Below are 20,839 nucleotides of genomic sequence, written 5' to 3'. Positions count from 1 at the left end.
CGCCATGCGTTCGTTCGTCCACGCCTTGCCCAAGGTAGAGCTGCACGTCCACCTCGTCGGCTCGGCCGGCGTCGACACCGTCCTGCGGCTCGCCCGCCGCCACCCCGGGGCGGGGGTGCCGGCCGACCGCGCCGAACTGGAGCGCTTCTACGCGTTCCGGGACTTCGACCACTTCCTGGAGGTCTACTGGGCCGTCCAGTCGATGCTGGTGGACCGCCACGACATCCACACCCTCGTCGTCGGCCTGGCGCGGGACCTGGCGCGGCAGAACGTCCGGTACGCCGAGGTGACCGTGACGCCGTACAACCACGTCACGGACGGCATGTCCGCCGACGAGGTCTTCGCGGGCCTGGAGTCCGGGCGGGCGGAAGCCGCCGCGCTGGGCGTGGACCTGGCCTGGTGCTTCGACATCCCGGGCGAGAAGGGCCTGGCGGCGGGAAGGGAAACCCTGGCGTTCGCGCTGAGCCGCCCCGACGGGCTGGTCTCGTTCGGTCTCGGCGGTCCGGAGGTGGGCGTCGACCGCGCGCAGTTCGCACCTTTCTTCGACGCGGCACGGGAAGCGGGCCTGCACAGCGTGCCGCACGCGGGGGAGACCTCCGGGCCGGAGACGATCTGGTCGGCGGTGCGCGACCTGCGGGCCGAGCGGATCGGGCACGGCACGAGCTGCGTCCAGGACCCGGCGTTGCTGGACCACCTGGCGTCGAAGGGAATTCCGCTGGAGGTATGTCCGACGTCCAACGTCCGCACGCGCCAGGTGACGTCCATCGACGCGCATCCCGTGCGGCAGATGCTCGACGCCGGGGCGGTGGTCACGCTGAACACCGACGACCCGCCGTTCTTCGACGCCACGCTCGAGGGCGAGTACCTGGCGGTGGCCACGGCGCTGGAGCTGGGGCATGCGGACGTCGCGCGGCTGGCCGAGAACGCCGTCCTGGCGTCGTTCCTGCCGAACGCGCGCAAGACGTTGTTGCTGGAGGAGATCGCGGCGGTGCTCGCCGCGGTGTGAGGCCGGAAGTCCAATCGTCGTCGAAGTTCATCCACTCGTCGCTCCTGGTGAGCGGGTTGCCACCCGGCATGCATCTCGTTTGGTGGCAAGCGATGCGCGAGTTCGGGCACAGTGGAGGCCGGGCGCGACGTCGACAAGGGGAATCCGTGAAGAAGACGATCGGTTTGCTGGCAGCCGTTGTGGCTGCACTGGGGATCACCACACCGGCACAGGCCTCGTACACGACCTCGCTCGTGGTGCTGGGCGACTCCTTCGCGTCGGGCACGGGAGCCGGCGACTACCAGGAGGGCACCGCGGGGAACTGCTGGCGCAGCAACAACTCCTACGGCGAGCAGGTGGCTGCCCGCCTGCGCGAGGCCGGCAGCCTCGGCTCGCTGGCGAACGTGAGCTGCAGCGGCGCCGCCACCACCGACCTGTCCGTCCCGTTCAAGGACCGCCCGGCCCAGCTGGACGCCTTGAAACCCGACACCGACCTGGTGCTGCTCACCATCGGCACCAACGACATCGGCTACGCCGAGTACGGCACCACCTGCGTCCTGAGCGACTGCACGGGCGCGCCGACCGAAGCGATCCTGGCCAAGCTGCCGCAGATGGGCACCAACGTCACCGCACTGCTCACCGAAATCGACAGGCGCAGCCCGGACGCGCGCATCGTCGTGGTGGGATACGGCCGCCAGGTGTCCACTGCGGACAACCCTCCCGGCGCGACGCTCGACCCGATCTGCGGCGAGGGCTTCCTCACCACCGCGGAACGCGTCGAGGGCAACAGGGTCACCGACGGCATCGACACCACCCTCGGCGCGGCCGTGGCGGAAGCCGCCAGCCAGGGCGTGTCCGCCACGTACGCCAGCCCGTTCTCCCGCCCCGAGACGTTCGAGGGCCACGCGCTCTGCGAGGCGGGAACGCCGTTCCTGCGCGGGTTCGACGCGCTGGCCCCCGGGCAGGAGGGCTTGGAAGCGGTGTTCCACCCCAACGTGCAGGGGCAGACGGCACTGGCCTCGCTGGTGGGCGTCTAACGCCAGGCCGACTGCGCGAGCTCCTCGACCTGTGCGAGGAGCTCGCGCGGTGGCACGTCCAGGTCCAACGGGTACTCGGTGATCGTGATCGGTGAGTGGAGCACCCGCCGGGGCCGCACTCCGGCTGTTCCGCTCGGGTACACCAGCCAGCCACGTTCCACCTGGAGCGCCGTGCAGTAGGCGAGGACCTGGTAGAGGTCCGCGTTGGGGTAGTTGCCCCTGGCGCTGGGACGCTTGTACTTGGCGTCCACGACGAACCGCGGTTTGCCGTCCACGACGTGGACGACGTCGACCTGCATCGAGATGGCGCCACCGGTGTCGAGCTTCGCCGGGAACTGCCCCCGCGTGTAGCCCGGTGTGGTGCTCCACGCCTCGGTGAGCGCCGTGGTGACGAAGTCCTCGAAGACCTTCTCCATGTTGACGATGAACGTGGCGATCGACAGCCCGTCCTGTCCGACCTCGAACGACAGCGTGTTGAGCACGATCTCCGCGATCCGCAGCGCCGGCTGGTAGCGCAGGTTCAGCCGGCTGGGCCGCCACCGGGGCAACGGTGCTCTGGCGGGCAGCTGCGAGATCGTGAGGAGCTGGCTCTCCACGTGCCGCAGTCGTCGCTGGACCGAGTCGTGGATTCTGGGCACGCTGAGCATCCGCTGCACCGCGGCACGGAGGAGCTGGTTCTCCGGAATGTCCGTCGTGTACTCGTCGTGGCTGGTCTCGACCGGCAGCAACCGCCCCGGCCGCGCGGTGATCTGGTCGCCGACCCGGATGCGGCCGCGGACTACCGTGCTGGTCGCGTGTTCGGTGGCGTATCCGAGCAGCACTCCGTTGAGCAGTGCGCGTTCCGCGTGCCGGCACAGTGTTTCCGCGACGACACCCCAGAGTCCGCTGGCTTCGACGCCTTCGATGTTCTCGGGCTGGAAACCGGGGTTGAGGGCATAACCGATCATGAACAGCAACCGCGGGATGCTGACCTTGGGCGTGACGACGATGTCCAGCCCGTGCGCGTGGATGGCGCCGACGCGTTTGGTCCTGGGCACGAGTCGATAGCCTTCGGCGGCCGGCTTGACGTCGATGAGGTCGGACTTCTGGAGGAACGCCAGCTGAAGCGGCGTGAGCGGCAGCCGATGGCCGCCCTTGCTGTTCTCCTGAAGCTCGATCACCGGGCGTTCCGGATGGCGTCCAGGCTGTAGGTGTCGTGGATCTGGTCGCGGCCCATGCGTCCGTAGTAGTGCTCTTCCAGCAGCGGCAGGATCGAGTGCTTCCAGACGAGGTCGAGGCTGTGGTCGGCGTCCGGCTTCATCAGGTACGACGGCCCGATCTGGAAGTCGTGGTCGGTAGCGCCGATCCGCTGGTTGAGCTTCGCGAGCAGCTCGGCCCGCTCAGCGGACTTCCCCTCGGCCTCCGCCCATCGCTGGAGAACTCTGCTCACGGGCGGGATCGACGGGTGCAGCTCGACGAATGCGAACCGGCGCCTCATCGCCGCGTCGACGTGGGCAATCGAGCGGTCAGCCGTGTTCATCGTGCCGATGACGAACACGTTGCCGGGTAAGCGGAATCGCTCGTCGGAGTACTGGAGGTCGATCGACTCGTCGCGGTACTCCAGGAGGAAGTACAGCTCCCCGAACACCTTCGACAGGTTTGCCCGGTTGATCTCGTCGATGATCAGCACGAAGGGGCGGTCCGGGGCCAGGGAGGCCTCGTCCGCGAGCTTGCGGAGCGGTCCCCACCTCAGCTTGAAGCTCGTGCCGCTCTCGTCGGAATGGGGACGGAATCCTTCGAAGAAGTCCTCGTACGAGTACGAGGGGTGGAACTGGACCAGCCGCGTCGCGGTTCGCCCGGCGACGTGATCTGCGAGAGCACGCGCGAGGAAGGTCTTGCCGGTGCCCGGTGGTCCGTAGAAGACGACCTGCTTGCGGTGCTGCAGCAGCGTGATGATTTCTTGCACTTCGCCCAGGTCGAAGTGCACCAGCGACGCGAGTTCGTCAGTGGCGTCGGGTAGCTGAACAGCCTTCGTCGTTGTCGCGGGCTGCTCGGCCAGACGAACGGCCAGCCGGTTGGCATCACCGGCCGAGAAACCGGGCACCGTCAGGCGCAGCCGGATCTGCCTGGTGTTGTTGCCTCCAGGGGGTGTGGAGAGATTGCGTTGTCCCCGGCTGATGCGCCGACGGAGCTCGTTGATGTCGGGCACGTCGGCCAGCCGCACAGGGCCTTTGAGGATCATGCGCTGGTCCTCGGGCAGGTTCTGGACCCTCTTGGAGTCGGCGATGCCGTTCTCCACCACCGCGCCGAGCTCGCCCAGGCGGTACAGCAACAGCTCCAGCAAGGCGTTGTACTGAGGGTTCGTCCCGTTGGGCCGGGAGCTGGACCGGCCTCCCATGCTTCTCATGATCAACACGAGCCGGTCACCCTCGGGTTCGATCTCGAACTCCGCGTCGAGCACATCGCCATCGTCGGTTGTTGCCCTCATACGATGTCCATCGGCTCTGTGGATCATTCAGTTACCTAATAGCTGCCGTGTGTGTACGGACGCCTTACGTCCGTACGTTCGAGGATCGTGCTGCACGTGGAGCAGGTCGTCGAGGTGACGGACTTGGACGCGGGGCACGAGGTGCTGGACGCGGCCTACACCCCGCCGCGGTTCGGCAGCGGTGCCCGGAACTCGTCGTTGCGGCTCGCGTCCCAGACGCTCGGGCCGGTACGGTTCGACCGCCTCGGTGGTGACTTCGGGTTCGAGGCCGTTGGGGCTACGCCCGCCCGAGTGTCTTCGCCGCGCATTACCGCAGCGCCTACGGTGTGCCGCCGTCGCAGACCCTCCGGTCTGGTTGAGGCACTTCGCCTTCTTGGCGCCGGGTTCGTTTGCGCTGCTATCGCCCGGTGCCCGTACTGCGGTGGAGTGGTGGTCCGCTTCCCGAGGTGAGGCCGTCGACGGCAGCCTGTGAGACCAGCCCGTTCGCCGTGCGGACGGAGCGCTCCGGCACCCGGTTCGTGGTCACCTGCCGGGGCGAGATGGACGTGACGACCTGCGAGCTGTTCTTCGACGCGGTGCTGCCCGGCATCCGCGACACCCAGCCTCAGGTGCACCGCGTGCTCGTCCTGTTCGGGTTCACCACCTTCGAACCGGGCCTTGTGTGGGAACGAACCATGTCGCCGTGGGGCCGCCGCCACTAGCTTGACCAGCTATGTTGCTCCCGCTGGTACTCGTGCTCGCGCTGGCCCCGCCCGTCCCGGCGATGACGGTCCCGGGCGCCGAACACCAGCAGATCGCCCACCTGGCCGATCTCACCACCACCGGCACGACGGCGACCGGCCACACCGACCCGGCCGACTGGGCGGGCCTGACGAGCGCCCGGCTGCCCGTCCCGGACCCCGTCGCGGGCATCCAGGTCGACGGCTACTTCCCGGACACCTCCCGCACCAACACCAACCACGGCTGGCACGACTCGCAGTTCGTGCTGCGGCTCCCCGACCGCTGGAACGGCGGCCTGGTCGTCACCGGAGCACCGGGCGTGCGCGAGCAGTACGCCAACGACCGGGCCATCTCCGACTGGGTCCTCTCCCGCGGCTACGCCTTCGCCTCCACCGACAAGGGCAACACCGGCGTGCAGTTCTACCGCGACGGCCGCGCGATGGAGGAGTGGAACCAGCGGTTCACCCAGCTCACCCTCGCGGCGAAGTCCGTCGTGCGCCAGCGCTACGGCCGGGCCCCGAGCCGCACGATCGCCACCGGCATCTCCAACGGCGGCTACCTGGTCCGCTGGCAGCTGGAGAACCGGCCGCACCTGTACGACGGCGGCGTCGACTGGGAGGGGACGCTGTGGACGGTCGACGGCCCGAACCCGCTGACGTTCCTGCCACCGGTGCTGCGCGCCTACCCGGCCTACCTGGCGGGTGACCCCTCGGCGCACGCGCGGATGGTCGCGGCGGGCTTCCCGGCCGGCACGGAGTTCCTGTGGGACTACCACTACCGCTACTACTGGGACCTGACCCAGCGCATCTACCGCGAGGAGTTCGATCCGGGCTACGACGGCTCGCTCGAAGCCGGCATCCCGTTCTGCGCACCGGGAACCGCTTTCTGCGACGCCGACTACTCGTATGCCGGACGACGCCGCATCGCCGGGCCGCTGGTCTCGCGGATCGACCTGACCGGCAAGGTGAAGCGACCGCTGATCACGGTGCACGGGACGTACGACGTGCTGCTGCCGATCAGCCAGGACTCGGACGTCTACGCGGCGATGACCCCCGACCGGCTGCACCGGTACTACCGGGTCGAGCAGGGAACGCACGTGGACGGGCTGGTCGACGCCTACCCCGACCGGCTGCGACCGCTCGCGCCCTGCCACCGGTCGGCGTTCGTGGCGCTGGAGCGGTGGCTGGACGGCTTGGCCCCGCCCGCTTCGGCGACGCTGGCCCGGCCGGACGACGTGCAGACCTGCCCGCTGGCGTGAAGGTGGTCGCAGGCAGGCCCCGCCCTCCCAGGGGGCTGACCACCACGGCCTGCGACACAACGCTAGCCGCAACGCGGCCCTGTCAAGCCCCTGCTCCGGCGATCTGTGGACAACTCGACCAGCGCCGCTCGTTCGACCCGAGTTGTCCACAGATCGCCGAGTGGGGGTTGACAACGCCGGGCCGTGGCTGAGGGATCCCGCAGATTGGTCCACGCGCTGTGAGAGTCGGTTGTACGTGTTCTGAGCGGCGTCGACGGCCCACTGGGTGCCTGGGAGGAGATCAGGTGGAGTGCGACGTCCGCCGATCAGCTTTCTGGCGCTGACGGTGCGGCGCCCCGCGGATCGGTCAATGTGCGCATCGCCTCGACCAGTGTCGTGTACACCGGGTCAGGTTCCGCGTTTTCCCAGTCCCCACCGCCCTCATCCTGGTTCTCGGCGGGCTGGCCGGGCTTGGCTGGCGCGAACAGCCACCACATGTTGTGCCACGGGTCTCGGAACCGCGCGATGTCGTAGCCGCCGTAGAAGGGGGACACGTCCGTGATGACGGTCGCTCCCCGCTCGCTTGCCCGGGTGAGCACGGCAACGGGGTCGGAAACGTACACCTGTGTGAATGCGGGGGTGAACGGCCAGTCCGCCTTCCTGTCCGCGACCATCAGGAGAGAGTTCCCGATCTTGACCTCTGTGTGGATCAGGGAACCGTCGCCTGCGGCGTAGTCGGGGGTCCGCGCCTCCGGGTCTTCGACGGCGTCGAAGACGTGCTGGAGGAACTCGATGAGATCGGCCGCGTGGTCCGTGATCACGAAGCCGTTGACGGTGTTCCGTCCTTCAGGTTCTGGTGCCTGCGTGTCATTCACGTAGGCACAGTAGGACCCATTGCGGTCAATCGATGTCCGCAATCACGAATCGGATATGGTAGCTCTTTCGCGTCCTCCTCAACTGGCCGAACTGGTTCCACCATCGGTAGGTGATCTTCAGGGGCGGCGTGCTGGTCGGCTGTCCCACCGGGGAGTGTCCAGGCTTCGCGGATCAAGCTGCCGATGGTGATGATCGCGTCGGCGAGGTCGAAGAAGGCGTCGATGACGTGTTCGCGGCGTTCGTAGCAGCGCTGCAGCCGGTCGAAGCCGTTGTGCCAGGCGTTGGTGCGCTCGATGTGCCAACGCTGGCTGGCCTGGATCGGTGCGTTCTCGCCCTTGTGCGCGATCTGTCCGTGCAGGCCACGCAGCAAGCTCATCGCGGGTCCTGCCGGAGTCGTAGCCCGAGTCCAGGTGCACGGCGATGTCGTCGGGTAGCGGGCCGAGGCCATCACGAAGATCGGCGAGTTCGTCCAGGGTGGGGGCCAGCAGCGGCGAGTCGTGGCGGTTGGCGCCAGCCGGCACCCGGTCCAACGGGATAGCGTGGCCTTCGACCATGAGCGAGCGTTTCACGCCTTGCTTGCGGCGGTCGACCGGGGACAGGCCGGCGCACTCACCCCCGCCTGGGGCCTTGGTGCTGCACCCATCCACCGCGATCTGGCTCAGCAGCAGGCTCGAGACCGCCCGAGCGCTCGGGCTGACCCGCATCGTTTTTCCGGACCGGCGTCTGCCGCCGGCCGGTCCACAGCGCGGCGAAGATCGCCCGCGAGGCGGTCGAGAACGCCGAGATCGGCCTGATCAGGTTCGTGCTGTTCGACCAGGCGACCCACGACGCCTTCGCGCACCCCGTCACCTGACGACCGTGCTCTCCCTGACCAGCAACGAGAACGGCGTCTCCACGTTCTCGAGCGCACCGTCCGGTGCGTCCACCCGCCGGTGCAGCAGGTCCACCGCGGCCCGGGCGATGGCGGCCTTGTCCGGAGCCACCGACGTCAGCGAGGGCGCGCTGTAAGCGCTCTCCTCGTTGTTGTCGAAGCCGACCACGGCCAGGTCCTCCGGCACCCGCACGGACCGTTCCGCCGCGGTCCGCATCGCGCCGATGGCCAGCAGGTCGTTGAAGCAGAACACGGCGTCCGGCGGGGTCTTCATGTCCAGCAACGACTTCATGGCCGCGGCCCCGTCCGCGCGGTGGTAGTTCAGCGCGGGCACGACCAGCTCCGGCGAGAACGGCAGCGAGGCCTCCGCCAGCGCGGCCCGGTACCCCTCCAGGCGCAGAGCCGCCGTACCGCGGTGCGGGTGCGCGCCGATCGCGGCGATCCGCGTGCGGCCCAGCGAGACCAGGTGGCGGACCGCTGTCTGGGCGGCGGCCACGTTGTCGATGCCCACGCGGGAGATCGGCACGTCCACGGCGTGCTCGCCCAGCAGCACGGTGGGGACGGAGAGCTGGAAGTCGTCCACCTGGAGCGCCTCCGGGCTCAGGATCGCGGCGTCGACCAGGTGCGGGCCGAGGGAGGCGAGGGCCGAGCGCTCGCCCGCCAGGGTGCCGAAGGTCTGCTCGATGAGCACGTTCCACTCGTGCTCCTGCGCGGCGGCGATGACGAGGCCCGCCAGCTCGGCGAAGTAGGGGATGGAGAGCTCGGGCAGGACCAGGGCGATGAAGCCGGTGCGGCCGCGGCGCAGGTTGCGGGCGCCCAGGTTCGGGCGGTAGCCCGTCGCCTCCAGCGCCTCCTCCACGCGGCGGCGGTTGTCCGGTTTCACGAACGAGTAGCCGTTGACCACGTTCGACACGGTCTTCACCGAGACGCCCGCCAGCCGGGCGACGTCCTTGAGCGTGGCCAACACAGCCTCCAGAAGAGTACCGGGAAAAGTACCGGGAAGTTCTCGGTCTTTACATCGTTGGAACAACGATGCAAATCTAGCGCCTGAGAGCGCGACCACGCATAGCCCGTGTAGGAGCCAAAGATGTCTCGCATCCTGCTCATCGCAGCTGCCGCCCTGCTTGTGACCGGTTGCACCGCGAGAGAGAGCCAACAGACCACGACGAGTGGTGGGCCCGCCGCGAGTGCCGCGCAGAACCAGAGCACCGGTCCCGGCTGCTCGCGGTCGAAGACCGGTTACCCGCAGGTCGACCTCAAGGGGGCGGTCGTGGGCTTCTCCCAGTCGGAGAAGGAGGCCAACCCGTTCCGCACCGCGGAGACGCAGTCGATCGAGGACGAGGCCGCGAAGCGCGGGGCGGAGCTGCTGTACACCAACGCGCAGAGCGACCTGAACAAGCAGATCAGCGACATCAAGTCGCTGATCGACCGCGGGGCGAAGCTGCTGATCGTGGCGCCGCTCAACTCCGACGGCCTGCAGCCCGCGTTCGACGCGGCCAAGGCCAAGCAGGTGCCCGTCGTGACGATCGACCGCAAGGTGACGGCGCAGCCGTGCACCGACTACCTGACGTTCATCGGGTCGGACTTCGTCGAGCAGGGCAAGCGCGCCGCCCAGCAGATGATCAAGGCCACCGGCGGGACCGGCAAGATCGCCATCCTGCTCGGCGCCTCCGGCAACAACGTCACGGTCGACCGGACCAAGGGCTTCAAGGACGGCATCGCGGGCACCCCCGGTCTCACCGTGGTCGCGGAGCAGACCGGTGAGTTCGACCGGTCCAAGGGCCAGGCCGTGATGGAGCAGCTCATCCAGAGCAACCCCGACATCACCGCCGTCTACGCCGAGAACGACGAGATGGGCATCGGTGCCGTCACCGCCCTCAAGGCGGCCGGCAAGCAGCCGGGCAAGGACGTCAAGATCGTGTCCATCGACGGCACGCGCAACGCCGTGCAGCTCCTCGCGGACGGCAGCTACACCGCGGTCGTCGAGTCGAACCCGCGCTTCGGCCCGCTCGCGTTCGACACGCTGGAGAAGTTCGGCAAGGGCGAGGAGATCCCGCAGACCATCGTGATCTCCGACGACGAGTACGACGCCGCGAACGCGTCCCAGAAGCTCGCCAATGCCTACTGAGCCGGTGATCGAGGTCGCCGGCGTCACGAAGACCTTCGCCGGCGTGCGCGCGCTCAGCGACGTGGACTTCACCCTCCACCGGGGCGAGGTCCACGCGCTGGTGGGGGAGAACGGCGCCGGCAAGTCGACGCTGATCAAGGTGCTGACCGGCATCCACACCCCGGATTCCGGTCACGTCCGGCGCGACGGCCGGATCTCCACGATCTACCAGGAGGTGAACCTCGTCCCGTTGATGAGCGTGTCGGCGAACCTGTTCCTGGGCCGCGAGCCGCGCACCCGGTTCGGCCTGATCGACCGCGCCCGCCGCGACGCCGACGCCGCGGAGCTGCTCTCCGGCTACGGCATCACGGCGGACGTGCGCAGCCCGCTCGGGACGCTCGCGGTCGGCGAGCAGCAGATGGTGGCCCTCGCGAGGGCGGTCGAGACGGACGCGGACGTCGTGATCATGGACGAGCCGACGTCCTCCCTCGAGCCCAGGGAGGTGGAGACGCTGCTCGACGTCGTGCGCAAGCTGCACGAGTCGGGGATCGCGATCATCTACGTCAGCCACCGGATGGACGAGCTGTACCGGATCTGCGACAGGGTCACGGTGCTCAGGGACGGCCGGAGCGTCCACAGCGGACCGTTGCGGGACCTGCCGCGCATCGAGCTGGTCTCGCTGATGCTCGGCAGGTCGGTCAACGAGATCGAGAAGCACGGCACCACGGCGTTCGGCGAGGACCACCACGCCGACACGCAGCCGGTGCTCGAGGCCCGCGGTCTCACGAGCAAGCCGCGCGTCAACGGCGTCGACGTCACGATCCGGCCCGGCGAGGTCGTGGGGCTGGCCGGACTGCTCGGCTCCGGCCGCACGGAGACCGCGAAGGCGATCATCGGCGCGCTGCCGCTCGACGGCGGCACGGTGCTCGTCGCGGGCACGCCGGTGCCGCGCAACGTGAAGGCGGCCACCAGGGCGGGCATCAGCATGCTCGCGGAGGACCGCAAGACGGAGGGGATCATCCCGAACCTCTCCGTGCGCGAGAACATCGTGCTGGCCGCACTGCCGAGGCTGAGCAGGTTCGGCGTGATCAGCCGGTCGAAGCAGGACCGGATCGTCGACACGTTCATCACCCGGCTGCGCATCAAGGTCTCGAGCCCGGAGCAGAAGGTCGCCGAGCTCTCCGGCGGCAACCAGCAGAAGGTGCTGCTCGCCCGGTGGTTGTGCACCGAACCCAGGATCCTGCTCCTCGACGAGCCCACGCGCGGCATCGACGTCGGCGCCAAGGCCGAGGTGCAGGCGCTGATCGACGAGCTCGCGCGGGAGGGCCTCGCGGTGCTGCTGATCAGTTCCGAGCTGGACGAGCTGCTCGACGGCGCGGACCGCCTCGTCGTGCTGCGGGACGGCGCGGTGGCGGGCGAGCTGGAGGGAGCAGAGCTCACCCGTGAGCACGTGCTCAAGGCCATCGCGGCGGAGGTGATGGATGACGCTGACAGCCACTAGAACAGCCGGCGGGACAGCCGCCAGGAGGCGCTGGTTGCAGGACAACGGCGTCTACGTCGCCGTCGGCGTCCTGCTGCTGTTCAACGCCCTGTTCACGGCCAACTTCCTGACGCTGGGCAACTTCACGACCCAGCTCGTGCAGGCCGCGCCGGTCCTGATCGTCGCGCTCGGCATGGCGCTCGTGATCGGCACCGAGGGCGTCGACCTCAGCGTCGGCGCGGTCATGGCGCTGGCCGCCGCGATCATCCCGCTCTACCTCGGCGCCGGTCCGCTCGTCGCGATCACGATGGCGCTCGCGGTCGGCCTGCTCGCGGGAGCGTTCAACGGCTTCCTGGTCGCCAAGGTCGGCATCCAGCCGATCGTCGCCACCCTCGCCCTGCTGGTCGGCGGCCGGGGACTGGCGCTGGTGATCGCGGACGGCCAGCTCGTGCAGCTCCACGACCAGGCGTTCCTGGAGCTCGGCACCGGCGAGGTGGCGGGCGCCCCGATCAGCGTGCTGATCGCGGGCGTGCTGGCGCTCGCGGTGGCGGCGCTCACCAACCGCACGACGTTCGGCCGGCAGCTCGTCGCGGTCGGCGGCAACCGCAAGGCCGCCACCCTCGCCGGGCTGCCGGTGAACCGGGTGCTGATCGGCGTCTACGCCATCACGGGCGTCCTCGCGGCGGTCGCCGGTGTGCTGGCCACCTCCCGCCTCGGCGCGAGCGACCCGGCCGACATGGGCCTGCTCATGGAGCTGTCCGCGATCACCGCGGTGGTCGTCGGCGGCACCCCGCTCACCGGCGGCAAGGTCCGGGTGCTCGGCACGGTGTTCGGCGTGGTCCTCATGCAGCTCGTCCGGGCCACGCTGATCAAGCACAACCTGCCCGACTCGATCGCGCAGATGATCCAGGCCGCGATCATCATCGCCGCCGTGTACGTGGCACGGGAGCGCCGATGACCATGACGACCACCCGGACGGCGGCGGCGAGGACCAAGGTCCTGCAACGCCAAGGCGCCGCCGTCGCGCTCGTGCTCATGGTCGCGGTGTCGTGGCTGGTGTTCCCGCGCTTCGGCAGTCCCGACAACCTGCGCGACCTCGCCCTGCAGGGCTCGTTCCTCGCCGTGATCGCGCTCGGCATGACGTTCGTGATCATCACCGGTGGCATCGACCTGTCCGTCGGCTCGGTCTACGCCCTGGGCGGCGTGCTCGCCGCCTGGGGCTCCCAGCACGGGTTCCTGGTGGCGTTGTTGCTGCCGCTGGTGGTCTGCGGTCTCATCGGTCTGGTCAACGGGCTGCTGATCGCCCGCACGAGCATGGCGCCGTTCATCGTCACGTTGGCGTCGCTGTTGTTCGCACGGGGTCTGCTGCTCGTCATCACCGACGAAGGCGCCAACACCTACCAGATCGCGGCGGACAGCGCGTTCGTCGAACTGGGTCGCGGCACGGTCTTCGGGTTCGGCTACCCGATCTTCATCGCGGCCGTGCTCTGCGTCCTGGGTGGTGTCGTCCTGAACCGCACCAGCTTCGGGCAGAACGTGTTCGCGACCGGTGGCGCCGAGCAGTCGGCGGTCCTGATGGGCGTCCCCCTCGCCAAAACCAAGATCATCGTCTACACGGCGAGCGGCACGCTGGCGGGTCTCGCCGGCGCCCTGACCGCCGCTTACCTGCAGTCCGGCGTCACCGTCATCGGCGTCGGCCTGGAACTGGACGCCATCGCGGTCGTCGTCATCGGCGGCACGCTGCTGACCGGCGGCATGGGCACGGTGCTCGGCACCGTGATCGGCGTCGCCCTGATCAAGGTCATCCAGAACGTCATCAACCAGATCGGCACGCTCGACAGCAACTACCAGTCAGTGGTCAGCGGCGTCTTCCTGCTCGTCGTCGTTGTCCTGCAACGAGTCCTCCGGAGATAGGAGAGCCATGACCAGACGCGTCCTGGGCGTGTTGGTCGGAACCCTGATCACCGCCACCTTCATCACGCCGACAGCGGCCCACGCGGTGGAGTGGGTCCCCAAGACCCCTCCGCTGGCGACCCCCTGGACCTCCCAGGTGTCGCCGGCCAACGCCCTGCCCGAGTACCCGAGGCCCCAGCTCCAGCGACCAGAGTGGCAGAACCTCAACGGTGTCTGGGAGTTCGCCGGGGCACCGAACCTGAGCAACCCGCCGATCGGCAGGCCCTTGCCCGAAGGCGTCCTCGTGCCGTACCCGATCGAGTCCGCTCTGTCGGGCATCAAGCGGCACGAGGACAACATGTTCTACCGCCGCACCTTCACCGTGCCGTCCACCTGGAACGGTCGCCAGGTGAAGCTCAACTTCGGCGCGGTCACCTGGGAGACGAGGGTCTGGGTCAACGGCAGGCAGGTCGGCGCGCACACGGGCGGCTTCGACGCGTTCTCGTTCGACATCACCTCCGCGCTCAACGGGGGCACGAACGAGATCGTCGTCGGCGTCCACTCGCCGGTCGACGGCAGCCGCTACCCCATCGGCAAGCAGCGCCGCGACCCGAGCGGGATCTTCTACACCGCCGCGTCCGGCATCTGGCAGACGGTGTGGCTGGAACCGGTGCGCGGCGCGCACATCACGCGCCTCGACACCACGCCGAACGTCGGCGCGGGCGCACTCGACCTGGTCGTGCAGGGCACGGCGGGCCAGAGCGTCACCGCCGAGGTGCTCAGCGGCGGGCAGGTGGTCGGCAGGCAGACCGGCACGACCGGCACCTCCCTGCGCGTCCCGGTGCCCAACGCCCGGCTGTGGTCGCCGGACGACCCGTTCCTCTACGACCTGCGCGTGACGCTGGGCAGCGGGGACTCCGCCACCGGCTACTTCGGCATGCGCTCGCTCGGCAAGGCGGTGGTCGGCGGCGTCATGCGGCCGTTGCTGAACGGGAAGTTCGTCTTCCAGCAGGGCACGCTCGACCAGGGCTACTGGCCGGACGGCATCTACACCGCGCCGACCGACGCGGCGCTGCGGTGGGACCTCGAACGCCAGAAGGCGTTGGGCTTCAACATGGTCCGCAAGCACATCAAGGTCGAGCCGGCGCGCTGGTTCTACCACGCCGACCGGATCGGCCTGCTGGTCTGGCAGGACATGCCCTCGCTCGACGCGGTCGACGAGGTCCCGAACGGCCGCACCCACTTCGAGTCCGAGCTGCGCCGGATGGTCGACCAGCTCAAGGGCATCACCTCGATCGTGCAGTGGGTGCCGTTCAACGAGGGCTGGGGCGAGTACGACGCGGGCCGGATCGTCGACCTCGTCCGCTCGATCGACAACACCCGCCTGATCAACCACAACTCCGGCTCCAACTGCTGCGTCTCCGATCCCGATCCGGGCAACGGCGACGTGATCGACGACCACCACTACCAGATCACGACCGCCACCCGCCCGCCCGACAGCACCAGGGTCGCGGTGCTCGGCGAGTTCGGCGGCCTGGGGCGCAGGATCGTCGGTCACGAGTACCAGCCGGGCGCGGGGTTCGCCTACGGAGCCCTGTACCCCGACGAGCAGTCGCTCACCAAGCGGTACGAGGAGGTCGCGAAGCAGGTCGCGCGACTGGTCCACACGCGCGGATTGTCCGCGTCGGTCTACACCGAGCCCTACGACGTGGAGAACGAGGTCAACGGCTTCTACACCTACGACCGCCGCGTTCTGAAGATGACCGAGTCGCGGGTGCGGGACATCAACCTGAAGGTGCTCGCCATCGCCCGCGGCACGGCGGTGGGACCGGACGACGTGGTGTCGCTGCGCGTCACGACCTCCGGCTACACCGATCGCTACCTGCGCCACACGGGCGGAACGGCGCGCACCGACGTGATCAACACCGATCTGGGCCGGTTGGACGCCACGTTCCACGTGCGTCCGGGTCTCGCCGACGCGGCCTGCGTGTCGTTCGAGTCGAGGAACTTCCCCGGTGAGTTCCTCAGGCACAGCAACTCCGTCGTCCGCAAGGACGTGAACGACGGCACGAGCCTGTTCCGCGCCGACGCCACGTTCTGCCCGAGGGAAGGATCCGGCGGTACCGCGCTGGAGTCGTACAACGTGCGCGGTGCGTTCGTGCGGCACTACAACTCGAACGTCTACCTGGCCCGCAGCGGCGGCCCGAACCCCTGGGACACCGCGAGCTCCTTCGCCGCCGACACGACGTGGGCGATCGGCTTCGCGTTGTGGCGCAGCGGCGCGGAACTGCCGCTGGACCAGGCCCGGTCGTTCCGGGTGACCTCGCCCGGCTTCACGGACCGCTACCTGCGGCACCGCGACGCGCTGGCGCGCACGGACGTCGTGACGAGCTCCAGCGACGGCCTGCTGAAGTCGGACGCCACGTTCGTCGTCCGGCGCGGGCTCGCCGACCCGACCTGCTACTCGCTCGAGGCCCGCAACTTCCCGAACCAGTACCTGCGGCACGCGGACTTCCGCGTCCGCCTCGCCACGAACGACAACACGGACATCTTCCGCCGCGACGCGACGTTCTGCGCCCAGCAGGGCACGGGTGGTGTGCGGCTGGAGTCGTTCAACGAGCTGGGCACGAACATGCGGCACTACCAGGAGGAGGTCTGGGTCGCCTCGAACGGCGGCGCACACGCGTACGACAACCCCGCCTCGTACAGCCAGGACGTGAGCTGGGCCGTGAGCGCGCCGTGGGTGCCGTAGGGAAGAACCGCTGTTGATCAGCCGATGACCACCGGGACGCGGTCGCGTCCCGGTGGTCCTAGGTGAACAGGATCCGCTTCGCCACGGCCTTGCCGATCGGCGTGCGCAACGCGCTGAACGCCAGTTCGGCGATGCTCGGCTGACGCACGAGCGACAGCCCGCGCCGTAGCTGTGAGCGGAGGAGATGACGGCGTCGCAGCGCGGCGCCGTCGTAGTGCTCCAGCACGTACCTGTTGCCGCTGCGCAGGTAGTCGAACGTGACCGACGCCGCGAGCTCGGACATCCGCAGGCACGGGTCGAGCCCACCGGCCGTGAGCGGGGAGACCGCGCCCGCCGCGTCACCGACCAGCAGCCCTTCCCGTGAGACGATCCGGCGCAGCAGCCCGCCGACCGGGATGGGGCCGCCCCTGCGCCTGACCGGACCGGCCGGCGCCGGCGTCGGGAAGCTGTCGCGGAACCGTTGCAGGAGCTGGGGGAGCGGCGCGGTGAAGCGGTCGGCGCGCCCGGCGAGTCCCACGTGCGCGTGCTCGCCGTCGTCGACCACCCACGCGATGTAGCCGGGGGCGAGGCCTGGGTCCACGACGCAGTGGAACGTCGGCGTGGCGCCGGTCCTGACCGGGTAGACCTCCTCGATCCCGGTGATGAGCTGCCGGTTCACGTCGAGCCCGAGTTCGCGCGCGACCGTGGAGCGCGCGCCGTCCGCGCCGATGGTGAAGCGCGCCTTGGTCGCCTTGGCCGGGTAACCGGCGTTCAGGCGCACCCGTGCCCCGGCGCGTTCGGCGTCCTCGACGGCCCTGGCGTAGATGCCGGCCATGTCGCCCACCCGGAACTCGTCGCGGGAGCTGACCAGCTCGACCGGTGAGCGGAGCGAGGGCGGGTGGAGCAGCACGCGGCGGACCGCGGGCCCCAGGTGCGGCAGCTCGTAGTCGGTCAGCGTGCGTCGCACGAAGATGCCGGTCGTGCGGATGCCTGTCTCGAGGCTCGTCCTGCGTTCGCACACAGCCACGTCGAGGCCTGCCCCGGCGAGCAGGCGCGCGGTGTTCAGGCCGGCCAGCCCGGCTCCGACGACGAGCACGTCCACGGTGTCCATGCCCGACGGTAGAACCGGCCGGTGCCGCGGATCCCGTCTTCCCGCAACACCTTCACGGGATCTGCACGGGTTCTCCACAGGCCTTGCGGGCGAGGAGGAGGGCCTGCCGGAACGGCCGCTCGCCGTCGTGGGGCTCGCGCTGCACCCTGGCGACCTCGGCGAAACCGGCCTGGCGCACCAGGTCCGCGATGCTGTCGGGCGCCCAGCGGTAGGCGAGGGCGACCTTGTGGTCGAACGGCTGCGGCACCGGGTCGTCGCCGGCGAAGAAGCCGAGCAGCACGTGCCCGCCCGGTGCCAGCACCCGCGCGAACTCCGCGAACACGACCGGCAGGTCCCGCGGCGGGGTGTGGATGACGGAGAAGTACGCGAGGATGCCGCCGAGGACGCCGTCGGCGAGGTCGAGTGCGGTCATCGACCCCTCGTCGAACCGCAGGTGCGGATGCGCTTCGCGGGCCAGGGCGACCATCTCCGGGGACAGGTCGACGCCGAAGGCCTCGACTCCCAGGCCGTCGAGGTGCGCTGTCACGTGGCCGGGACCGCAGCCGAGATCGGCGACCGGTCCGGCGCCCTGCGCGCTCACCAGTTCGGCGAACGCGGCCAGCATCGCGCGTTCCAGCGGCAGGGTCGTGAGAACGTCGCTGAAGAGCTCGGCGTACAGGCCGGCGACGGCGTCGTAGGCGGCCCTGGTGTCGTGCAGCGCGGACGACTCGATCATGGCGGAGACCCTAGCCATCCCCGGCCCGGCACGCGGACAGGTGTACCGGGAACGAACAGGGTGTTCCCTGGAGGTTCGCCACAGGCGAGAATGACACCCGTGGGGGACATACACGGACGAACCGCCGAGAGCAGGGCGGGTGTCGCCGCCTTCCTGGCCGGTGTGTGGTTGATCGCGGCGCCACCGGTGCTGCACTTCGGCGCGTCTCTGCACGCTTTCCGGCCCTACTGGGTGTCCATGGGCCTGGCTGTCGTGATCATGCTGCTCGGCATGGTGCGCGCGATGGCGCCGTTGGACGTGCCGTTGCTGCGGCAGATCACGATCGGTCTGGCGCTGTGGCTGCTGGTCGTGTCGCTGCGGCCGGGAGATGGCGGCAGCTCCGCCGTTTGGCTCAACCAACTCGTGGTGAGCGCGGGTATCGCGTTGTCGGCGGGGCTGGCGCTCCTCGTGGGCATGCGCGGCGCGAGACGCCGTACCACCGCCTGAACACGCGCCCGGCCGGCACGGTCCGGCCGGGCGTACCACCGTCAGCGTCGCACGGGACTCAGCAGCGCTCGCCGGTCCTGGCGGACAGGAAGTAGCTGTCCCCGTCGACTTCACCGTGCGCGCGCGTGCACTGGTCGAGCGTGTTCGCTCCACCGGACCACAGCTCCTGCTGTCCGCGAGCACCGGTCTTGTACCCGTGCGTCACGTTCGACCCGGTGAGGATGTAGGTGCGGAGGACGAAGTCCCTGCCGTGGCTCGCGATCCACGAGTCCCACACGTAGATGTACGAGTAGTTCTTGCCACAGCCCGCGTACTGCTTGACCGACGCGACGGTCGTGGTGCCGTTCTTGACGTACGCCGTCGAACCGATCTGGGTGGCGCCGGGGCAGGCGGGGTTCGTCTCGGCATGACCGGTGCCGACGCCGAACACGCCCGCGACGGCGAGCGCGACGGCACCGGCGGCCAGGGTCCTGTGCATGGGTGCTCCTCTCTTCGAGGGGCAGCCTCGGGCCCGCCGGTTGGCCGGCGGTAAATCAGCCGGTCACGGCGACGGCCTCGATCTCGACCAGGTGCTCCGGCACGTCCAGCGCGGCCACGCCGATCAGCGTGGCGGGCGGGACCGGCGTCCTGCCGGTCCTCTTCGCCGCCCTGGCGATGCCGTCGAGGAGCTGCGGCATCTTGTCCGGCGTCCAGTCCACGACGTACACGGTCACCTTCACGAGGTCGTCGAACGTCGCCCCGGCGGCCTCGAGCGCGGTGTGGACGTTCACGTAGGCCTGCTCGACCTGGACGGCGAGGTCGGGCTCGGCGTCCCAGGCGACCTGACCGGCCACGTAGATCGTCTTCGTCCCGGTCGCGACGGCGACCTGGTGGTAGACGTCGACTTCCGGCAGCCCGGCGGGGTTGATGAGGGTGATCACAGCTCGTCCTTCGCTCTCTTGTGGTTACTGGATAACCGTAGGAGAGTGGGCGACGACCTGGAAGAACGCACTTTGTCGTGAGCGAGGAACCAAAAGGTGAGCAAGCAGCTCAGCGGAGACATCGCGCGGGCCGACTCGTTGGCGCGCGAGATCTTCTCGGACATCGCGAACAAGTGGGCGCTGCTGATCATCGAGGAGATCGGTGACCGGACGCGGCGCTTCACCGAGCTCAAGACCGGCGTCGACGGCATCAGCCACAAGATGCTGACCCAGAACCTGCGGCTGCTGGAGCGCAACGGGCTGATCTCGCGCGTGGTGCACCCGACCGTGCCGCCGCGCGTCGACTACGCGCTCACCGAACCGGGACGGGCGTTGCGCGGCATCGTCGACGGGATGTGCGACTGGACGCAGCGCTACCTGGGTGAGATCGAGGAGGCGCGCGGCCGGTTCGGCCGATCGCAGTGACGGTCACCGGTGAGCGGCGATCGCCGATCCGAAGTGGACGGACGGCTCACCACGGCGGCAGCGGACGCCGCGCGGTCGGATGATCGAGCGTGGCGTGACCGCTAGCCGGCGAACAGGTGTCCGAGCCGGTAGTCGATGATCCGCGTCGCCTGCTCGGTGTCATAGGCCTCGACCAGCATTGCGCTGAGCAGGCCGGCGGTCATGGTCGCGAGCGCGTCGGCCTCCAGCCGGGTGTCGAAGTGCGCCGGAACGCCGCCGCGCTGCTGGGCTTGGTCGAGCTGGCCGGCGAGCAGGCGTACGAGGTGGGGCAGCATGGCCTGCTGGTCCGGAGGCTGGCCGCCGCGGGTGACGTCGACGGCGAAGTAGGCGATCTGCACCGCGCACAGCATGCGGCTGCGTTCGTCGGTCGGCAGCACGCTGAGCAGGCACGCGCGGACGACGGCGCGTTCGTCGCCGGTCCGCAACGCCTCGGCGATGCTTCGTCCTGACCGCTCGCCGCTCAGTTCGGTGATGCGGTGCCAGGCGTACTGGAGCATCTGCTCTTTGGCGGGGAAGTAGTACTGCACCTGGAACATCGAGATGCCGGCCTCCGCGGCGACCGCCCGCAGCGTCACCGCCTGCAGGCTCTGCGTCGCCGCGATCCGGAAGAGCGCCTCCGCGATCTCACGCCTTCGCTGGTCGTGGTCAACGCGTTTCGGCACCTGATCACTGTGCCACATCGGCCGCTGCTGGCCTGAC

General features: G+C 69.3%; 20 protein-coding genes and 1 pseudogene. 11 read left to right on the top strand and 10 right to left on the bottom strand.

Going from position 1 to position 20,839, the window contains the following annotated elements:
* The first annotated feature begins 4 nt into the window (after positions 1 to 4).
* Complete coding sequence (add, locus tag BMW88_RS19630) at positions 5 to 1,006, top strand: adenosine deaminase (RefSeq protein ID WP_089952580.1); 1,002 nt, start codon at positions 5 to 7, stop codon at positions 1,004 to 1,006.
* A 146-nt stretch (positions 1,007 to 1,152) separates the two neighbouring features.
* Positions 1,153 to 2,022 carry an SGNH/GDSL hydrolase family protein gene (locus BMW88_RS19625; protein WP_177221194.1) on the top strand — a complete coding sequence of 290 codons (870 nt, stop codon included), beginning with the start codon at positions 1,153 to 1,155 and terminating at the stop codon, positions 2,020 to 2,022.
* On the opposite strand, the gene BMW88_RS19620 is transcribed toward BMW88_RS19625, so the two are convergent.
* Positions 2,019 to 3,182: an McrC family protein gene (locus BMW88_RS19620; RefSeq protein ID WP_177221193.1), complete on the bottom strand. Its 1,164-nt coding sequence runs from the start codon at positions 3,180 to 3,182 to the stop codon at positions 2,019 to 2,021. The two genes, BMW88_RS19625 and BMW88_RS19620, sit on opposite strands and share 4 nt — an antisense overlap.
* Positions 3,179 to 4,489 (bottom strand): McrB family protein, encoded by a 1,311-nt coding sequence (locus BMW88_RS19615; protein WP_218148133.1) that lies wholly within the window; start codon positions 4,487 to 4,489, stop codon positions 3,179 to 3,181. Before BMW88_RS19615 ends, BMW88_RS19620 begins: the two co-directional genes overlap by 4 nt.
* 488 nt (positions 4,490 to 4,977) lie before the next feature.
* Here BMW88_RS19615 and BMW88_RS19605 point away from each other — a divergent pair, with 488 nt between their 5' ends.
* Entirely contained in the window at positions 4,978 to 5,190 is a 213-nt protein-coding gene (locus BMW88_RS19605; RefSeq protein ID WP_143116151.1) for a hypothetical protein, read from the top strand.
* Positions 5,191 to 5,201: 11 nt separating this feature from the next.
* Complete coding sequence (locus BMW88_RS19600; protein ID WP_089952568.1) at positions 5,202 to 6,467, top strand: prolyl oligopeptidase family serine peptidase; 1,266 nt, start codon at positions 5,202 to 5,204, stop codon at positions 6,465 to 6,467.
* 305 nt (positions 6,468 to 6,772) lie between these two features.
* Here the strand turns inward: BMW88_RS19600 and BMW88_RS19595 are convergent, their stop codons facing one another.
* The 3 genes and pseudogenes from BMW88_RS19595 to BMW88_RS19585 form a co-directional block, all read right to left on the bottom strand.
* Entirely contained in the window at positions 6,773 to 7,321 is a 549-nt protein-coding gene (locus tag BMW88_RS19595; protein WP_089952566.1) for a VOC family protein, read from the bottom strand.
* A gap of 117 nt (positions 7,322 to 7,438) precedes the next feature.
* Positions 7,439 to 7,990, bottom strand: a pseudogene (locus tag BMW88_RS19590) (transposase); the annotation flags it as partial.
* A gap of 177 nt (positions 7,991 to 8,167) precedes the next feature.
* The gene (locus BMW88_RS19585; protein WP_089952564.1) at positions 8,168 to 9,160 is read right to left on the bottom strand and encodes a LacI family DNA-binding transcriptional regulator; all 993 of its coding nucleotides are present in this window, start codon (positions 9,158 to 9,160) and stop codon (positions 8,168 to 8,170) included.
* Positions 9,161 to 9,280: 120 nt separating this feature from the next.
* Here BMW88_RS19585 and BMW88_RS19580 point away from each other — a divergent pair, with 120 nt between their 5' ends.
* The 5 genes from BMW88_RS19580 to BMW88_RS19560 are packed head-to-tail and all read left to right on the top strand — an operon-like array spanning position 9,281 to position 16,425.
* Positions 9,281 to 10,321: an ABC transporter substrate-binding protein gene (locus BMW88_RS19580; protein WP_089952562.1), complete on the top strand. Its 1,041-nt coding sequence runs from the start codon at positions 9,281 to 9,283 to the stop codon at positions 10,319 to 10,321.
* Positions 10,311 to 11,801, top strand: coding sequence for a sugar ABC transporter ATP-binding protein (locus BMW88_RS19575; RefSeq protein ID WP_089952560.1), 1,491 nt, complete (start codon positions 10,311 to 10,313; stop codon positions 11,799 to 11,801). Before BMW88_RS19580 ends, BMW88_RS19575 begins: the two co-directional genes overlap by 11 nt.
* Positions 11,782 to 12,738, top strand: a complete 957-nt coding sequence (locus BMW88_RS19570) for an ABC transporter permease (protein WP_089952558.1) — start codon at positions 11,782 to 11,784, stop codon at positions 12,736 to 12,738. The genes BMW88_RS19575 and BMW88_RS19570 overlap by 20 nt, the downstream gene beginning before the upstream one ends.
* Before the next feature lie 2 nt (positions 12,739 to 12,740).
* On the top strand, positions 12,741 to 13,694 hold the full coding sequence (locus tag BMW88_RS19565) for an ABC transporter permease (RefSeq protein WP_177221202.1): 954 nt from the start codon (positions 12,741 to 12,743) through the stop codon (positions 13,692 to 13,694).
* Between the two features lie 7 nt (positions 13,695 to 13,701).
* Positions 13,702 to 16,425 carry an AbfB domain-containing protein gene (locus tag BMW88_RS19560; RefSeq protein ID WP_089952554.1) on the top strand — a complete coding sequence of 908 codons (2,724 nt, stop codon included), beginning with the start codon at positions 13,702 to 13,704 and terminating at the stop codon, positions 16,423 to 16,425.
* Between the two features lie 58 nt (positions 16,426 to 16,483).
* Here the strand turns inward: BMW88_RS19560 and BMW88_RS19555 are convergent, their stop codons facing one another.
* Together BMW88_RS19555 and BMW88_RS19550 are read right to left on the bottom strand one after the other, a co-directional pair.
* On the bottom strand, positions 16,484 to 17,515 hold the full coding sequence (locus tag BMW88_RS19555; protein WP_089952552.1) for an FAD-dependent oxidoreductase: 1,032 nt from the start codon (positions 17,513 to 17,515) through the stop codon (positions 16,484 to 16,486).
* Between the two features lie 52 nt (positions 17,516 to 17,567).
* On the bottom strand, positions 17,568 to 18,230 hold the full coding sequence (locus tag BMW88_RS19550) for a class I SAM-dependent DNA methyltransferase (protein WP_089952549.1): 663 nt from the start codon (positions 18,228 to 18,230) through the stop codon (positions 17,568 to 17,570).
* A gap of 99 nt (positions 18,231 to 18,329) precedes the next feature.
* Here BMW88_RS19550 and BMW88_RS19545 point away from each other — a divergent pair, with 99 nt between their 5' ends.
* A complete protein-coding gene (locus BMW88_RS19545) occupies positions 18,330 to 18,716 on the top strand; it encodes a hypothetical protein (RefSeq protein ID WP_089952547.1) in 387 nt (128 codons plus the stop codon).
* Between the two features lie 58 nt (positions 18,717 to 18,774).
* Here the strand turns inward: BMW88_RS19545 and BMW88_RS19540 are convergent, their stop codons facing one another.
* Together BMW88_RS19540 and BMW88_RS19535 are read right to left on the bottom strand one after the other, a co-directional pair.
* The gene (locus BMW88_RS19540) at positions 18,775 to 19,194 is read right to left on the bottom strand and encodes a hypothetical protein (RefSeq protein ID WP_089952545.1); all 420 of its coding nucleotides are present in this window, start codon (positions 19,192 to 19,194) and stop codon (positions 18,775 to 18,777) included.
* Between the two features lie 55 nt (positions 19,195 to 19,249).
* A complete protein-coding gene (locus BMW88_RS19535; protein WP_089952543.1) occupies positions 19,250 to 19,636 on the bottom strand; it encodes a RidA family protein in 387 nt (128 codons plus the stop codon).
* A gap of 96 nt (positions 19,637 to 19,732) precedes the next feature.
* On the opposite strand from BMW88_RS19535, the gene BMW88_RS19530 reads away from it, so the two are divergent.
* Entirely contained in the window at positions 19,733 to 20,101 is a 369-nt protein-coding gene (locus BMW88_RS19530; protein WP_089952541.1) for a winged helix-turn-helix transcriptional regulator, read from the top strand.
* A gap of 101 nt (positions 20,102 to 20,202) precedes the next feature.
* Here BMW88_RS19530 and BMW88_RS19525 read toward each other — a convergent pair whose 3' ends face one another.
* Positions 20,203 to 20,802 carry a TetR/AcrR family transcriptional regulator gene (locus tag BMW88_RS19525; RefSeq protein ID WP_089952726.1) on the bottom strand — a complete coding sequence of 200 codons (600 nt, stop codon included), beginning with the start codon at positions 20,800 to 20,802 and terminating at the stop codon, positions 20,203 to 20,205.
* Between the last annotated feature and the right edge of the window lie 37 nt (positions 20,803 to 20,839).

The sequence above is a fragment of the Lentzea xinjiangensis genome, assembly GCF_900110955.1.
GTDB classification, from domain to species: Bacteria; Actinomycetota; Actinomycetes; order Mycobacteriales; family Pseudonocardiaceae; genus Lentzea; species Lentzea xinjiangensis.
This window is presented reverse-complemented; position numbering and strand designations above follow the sequence as displayed.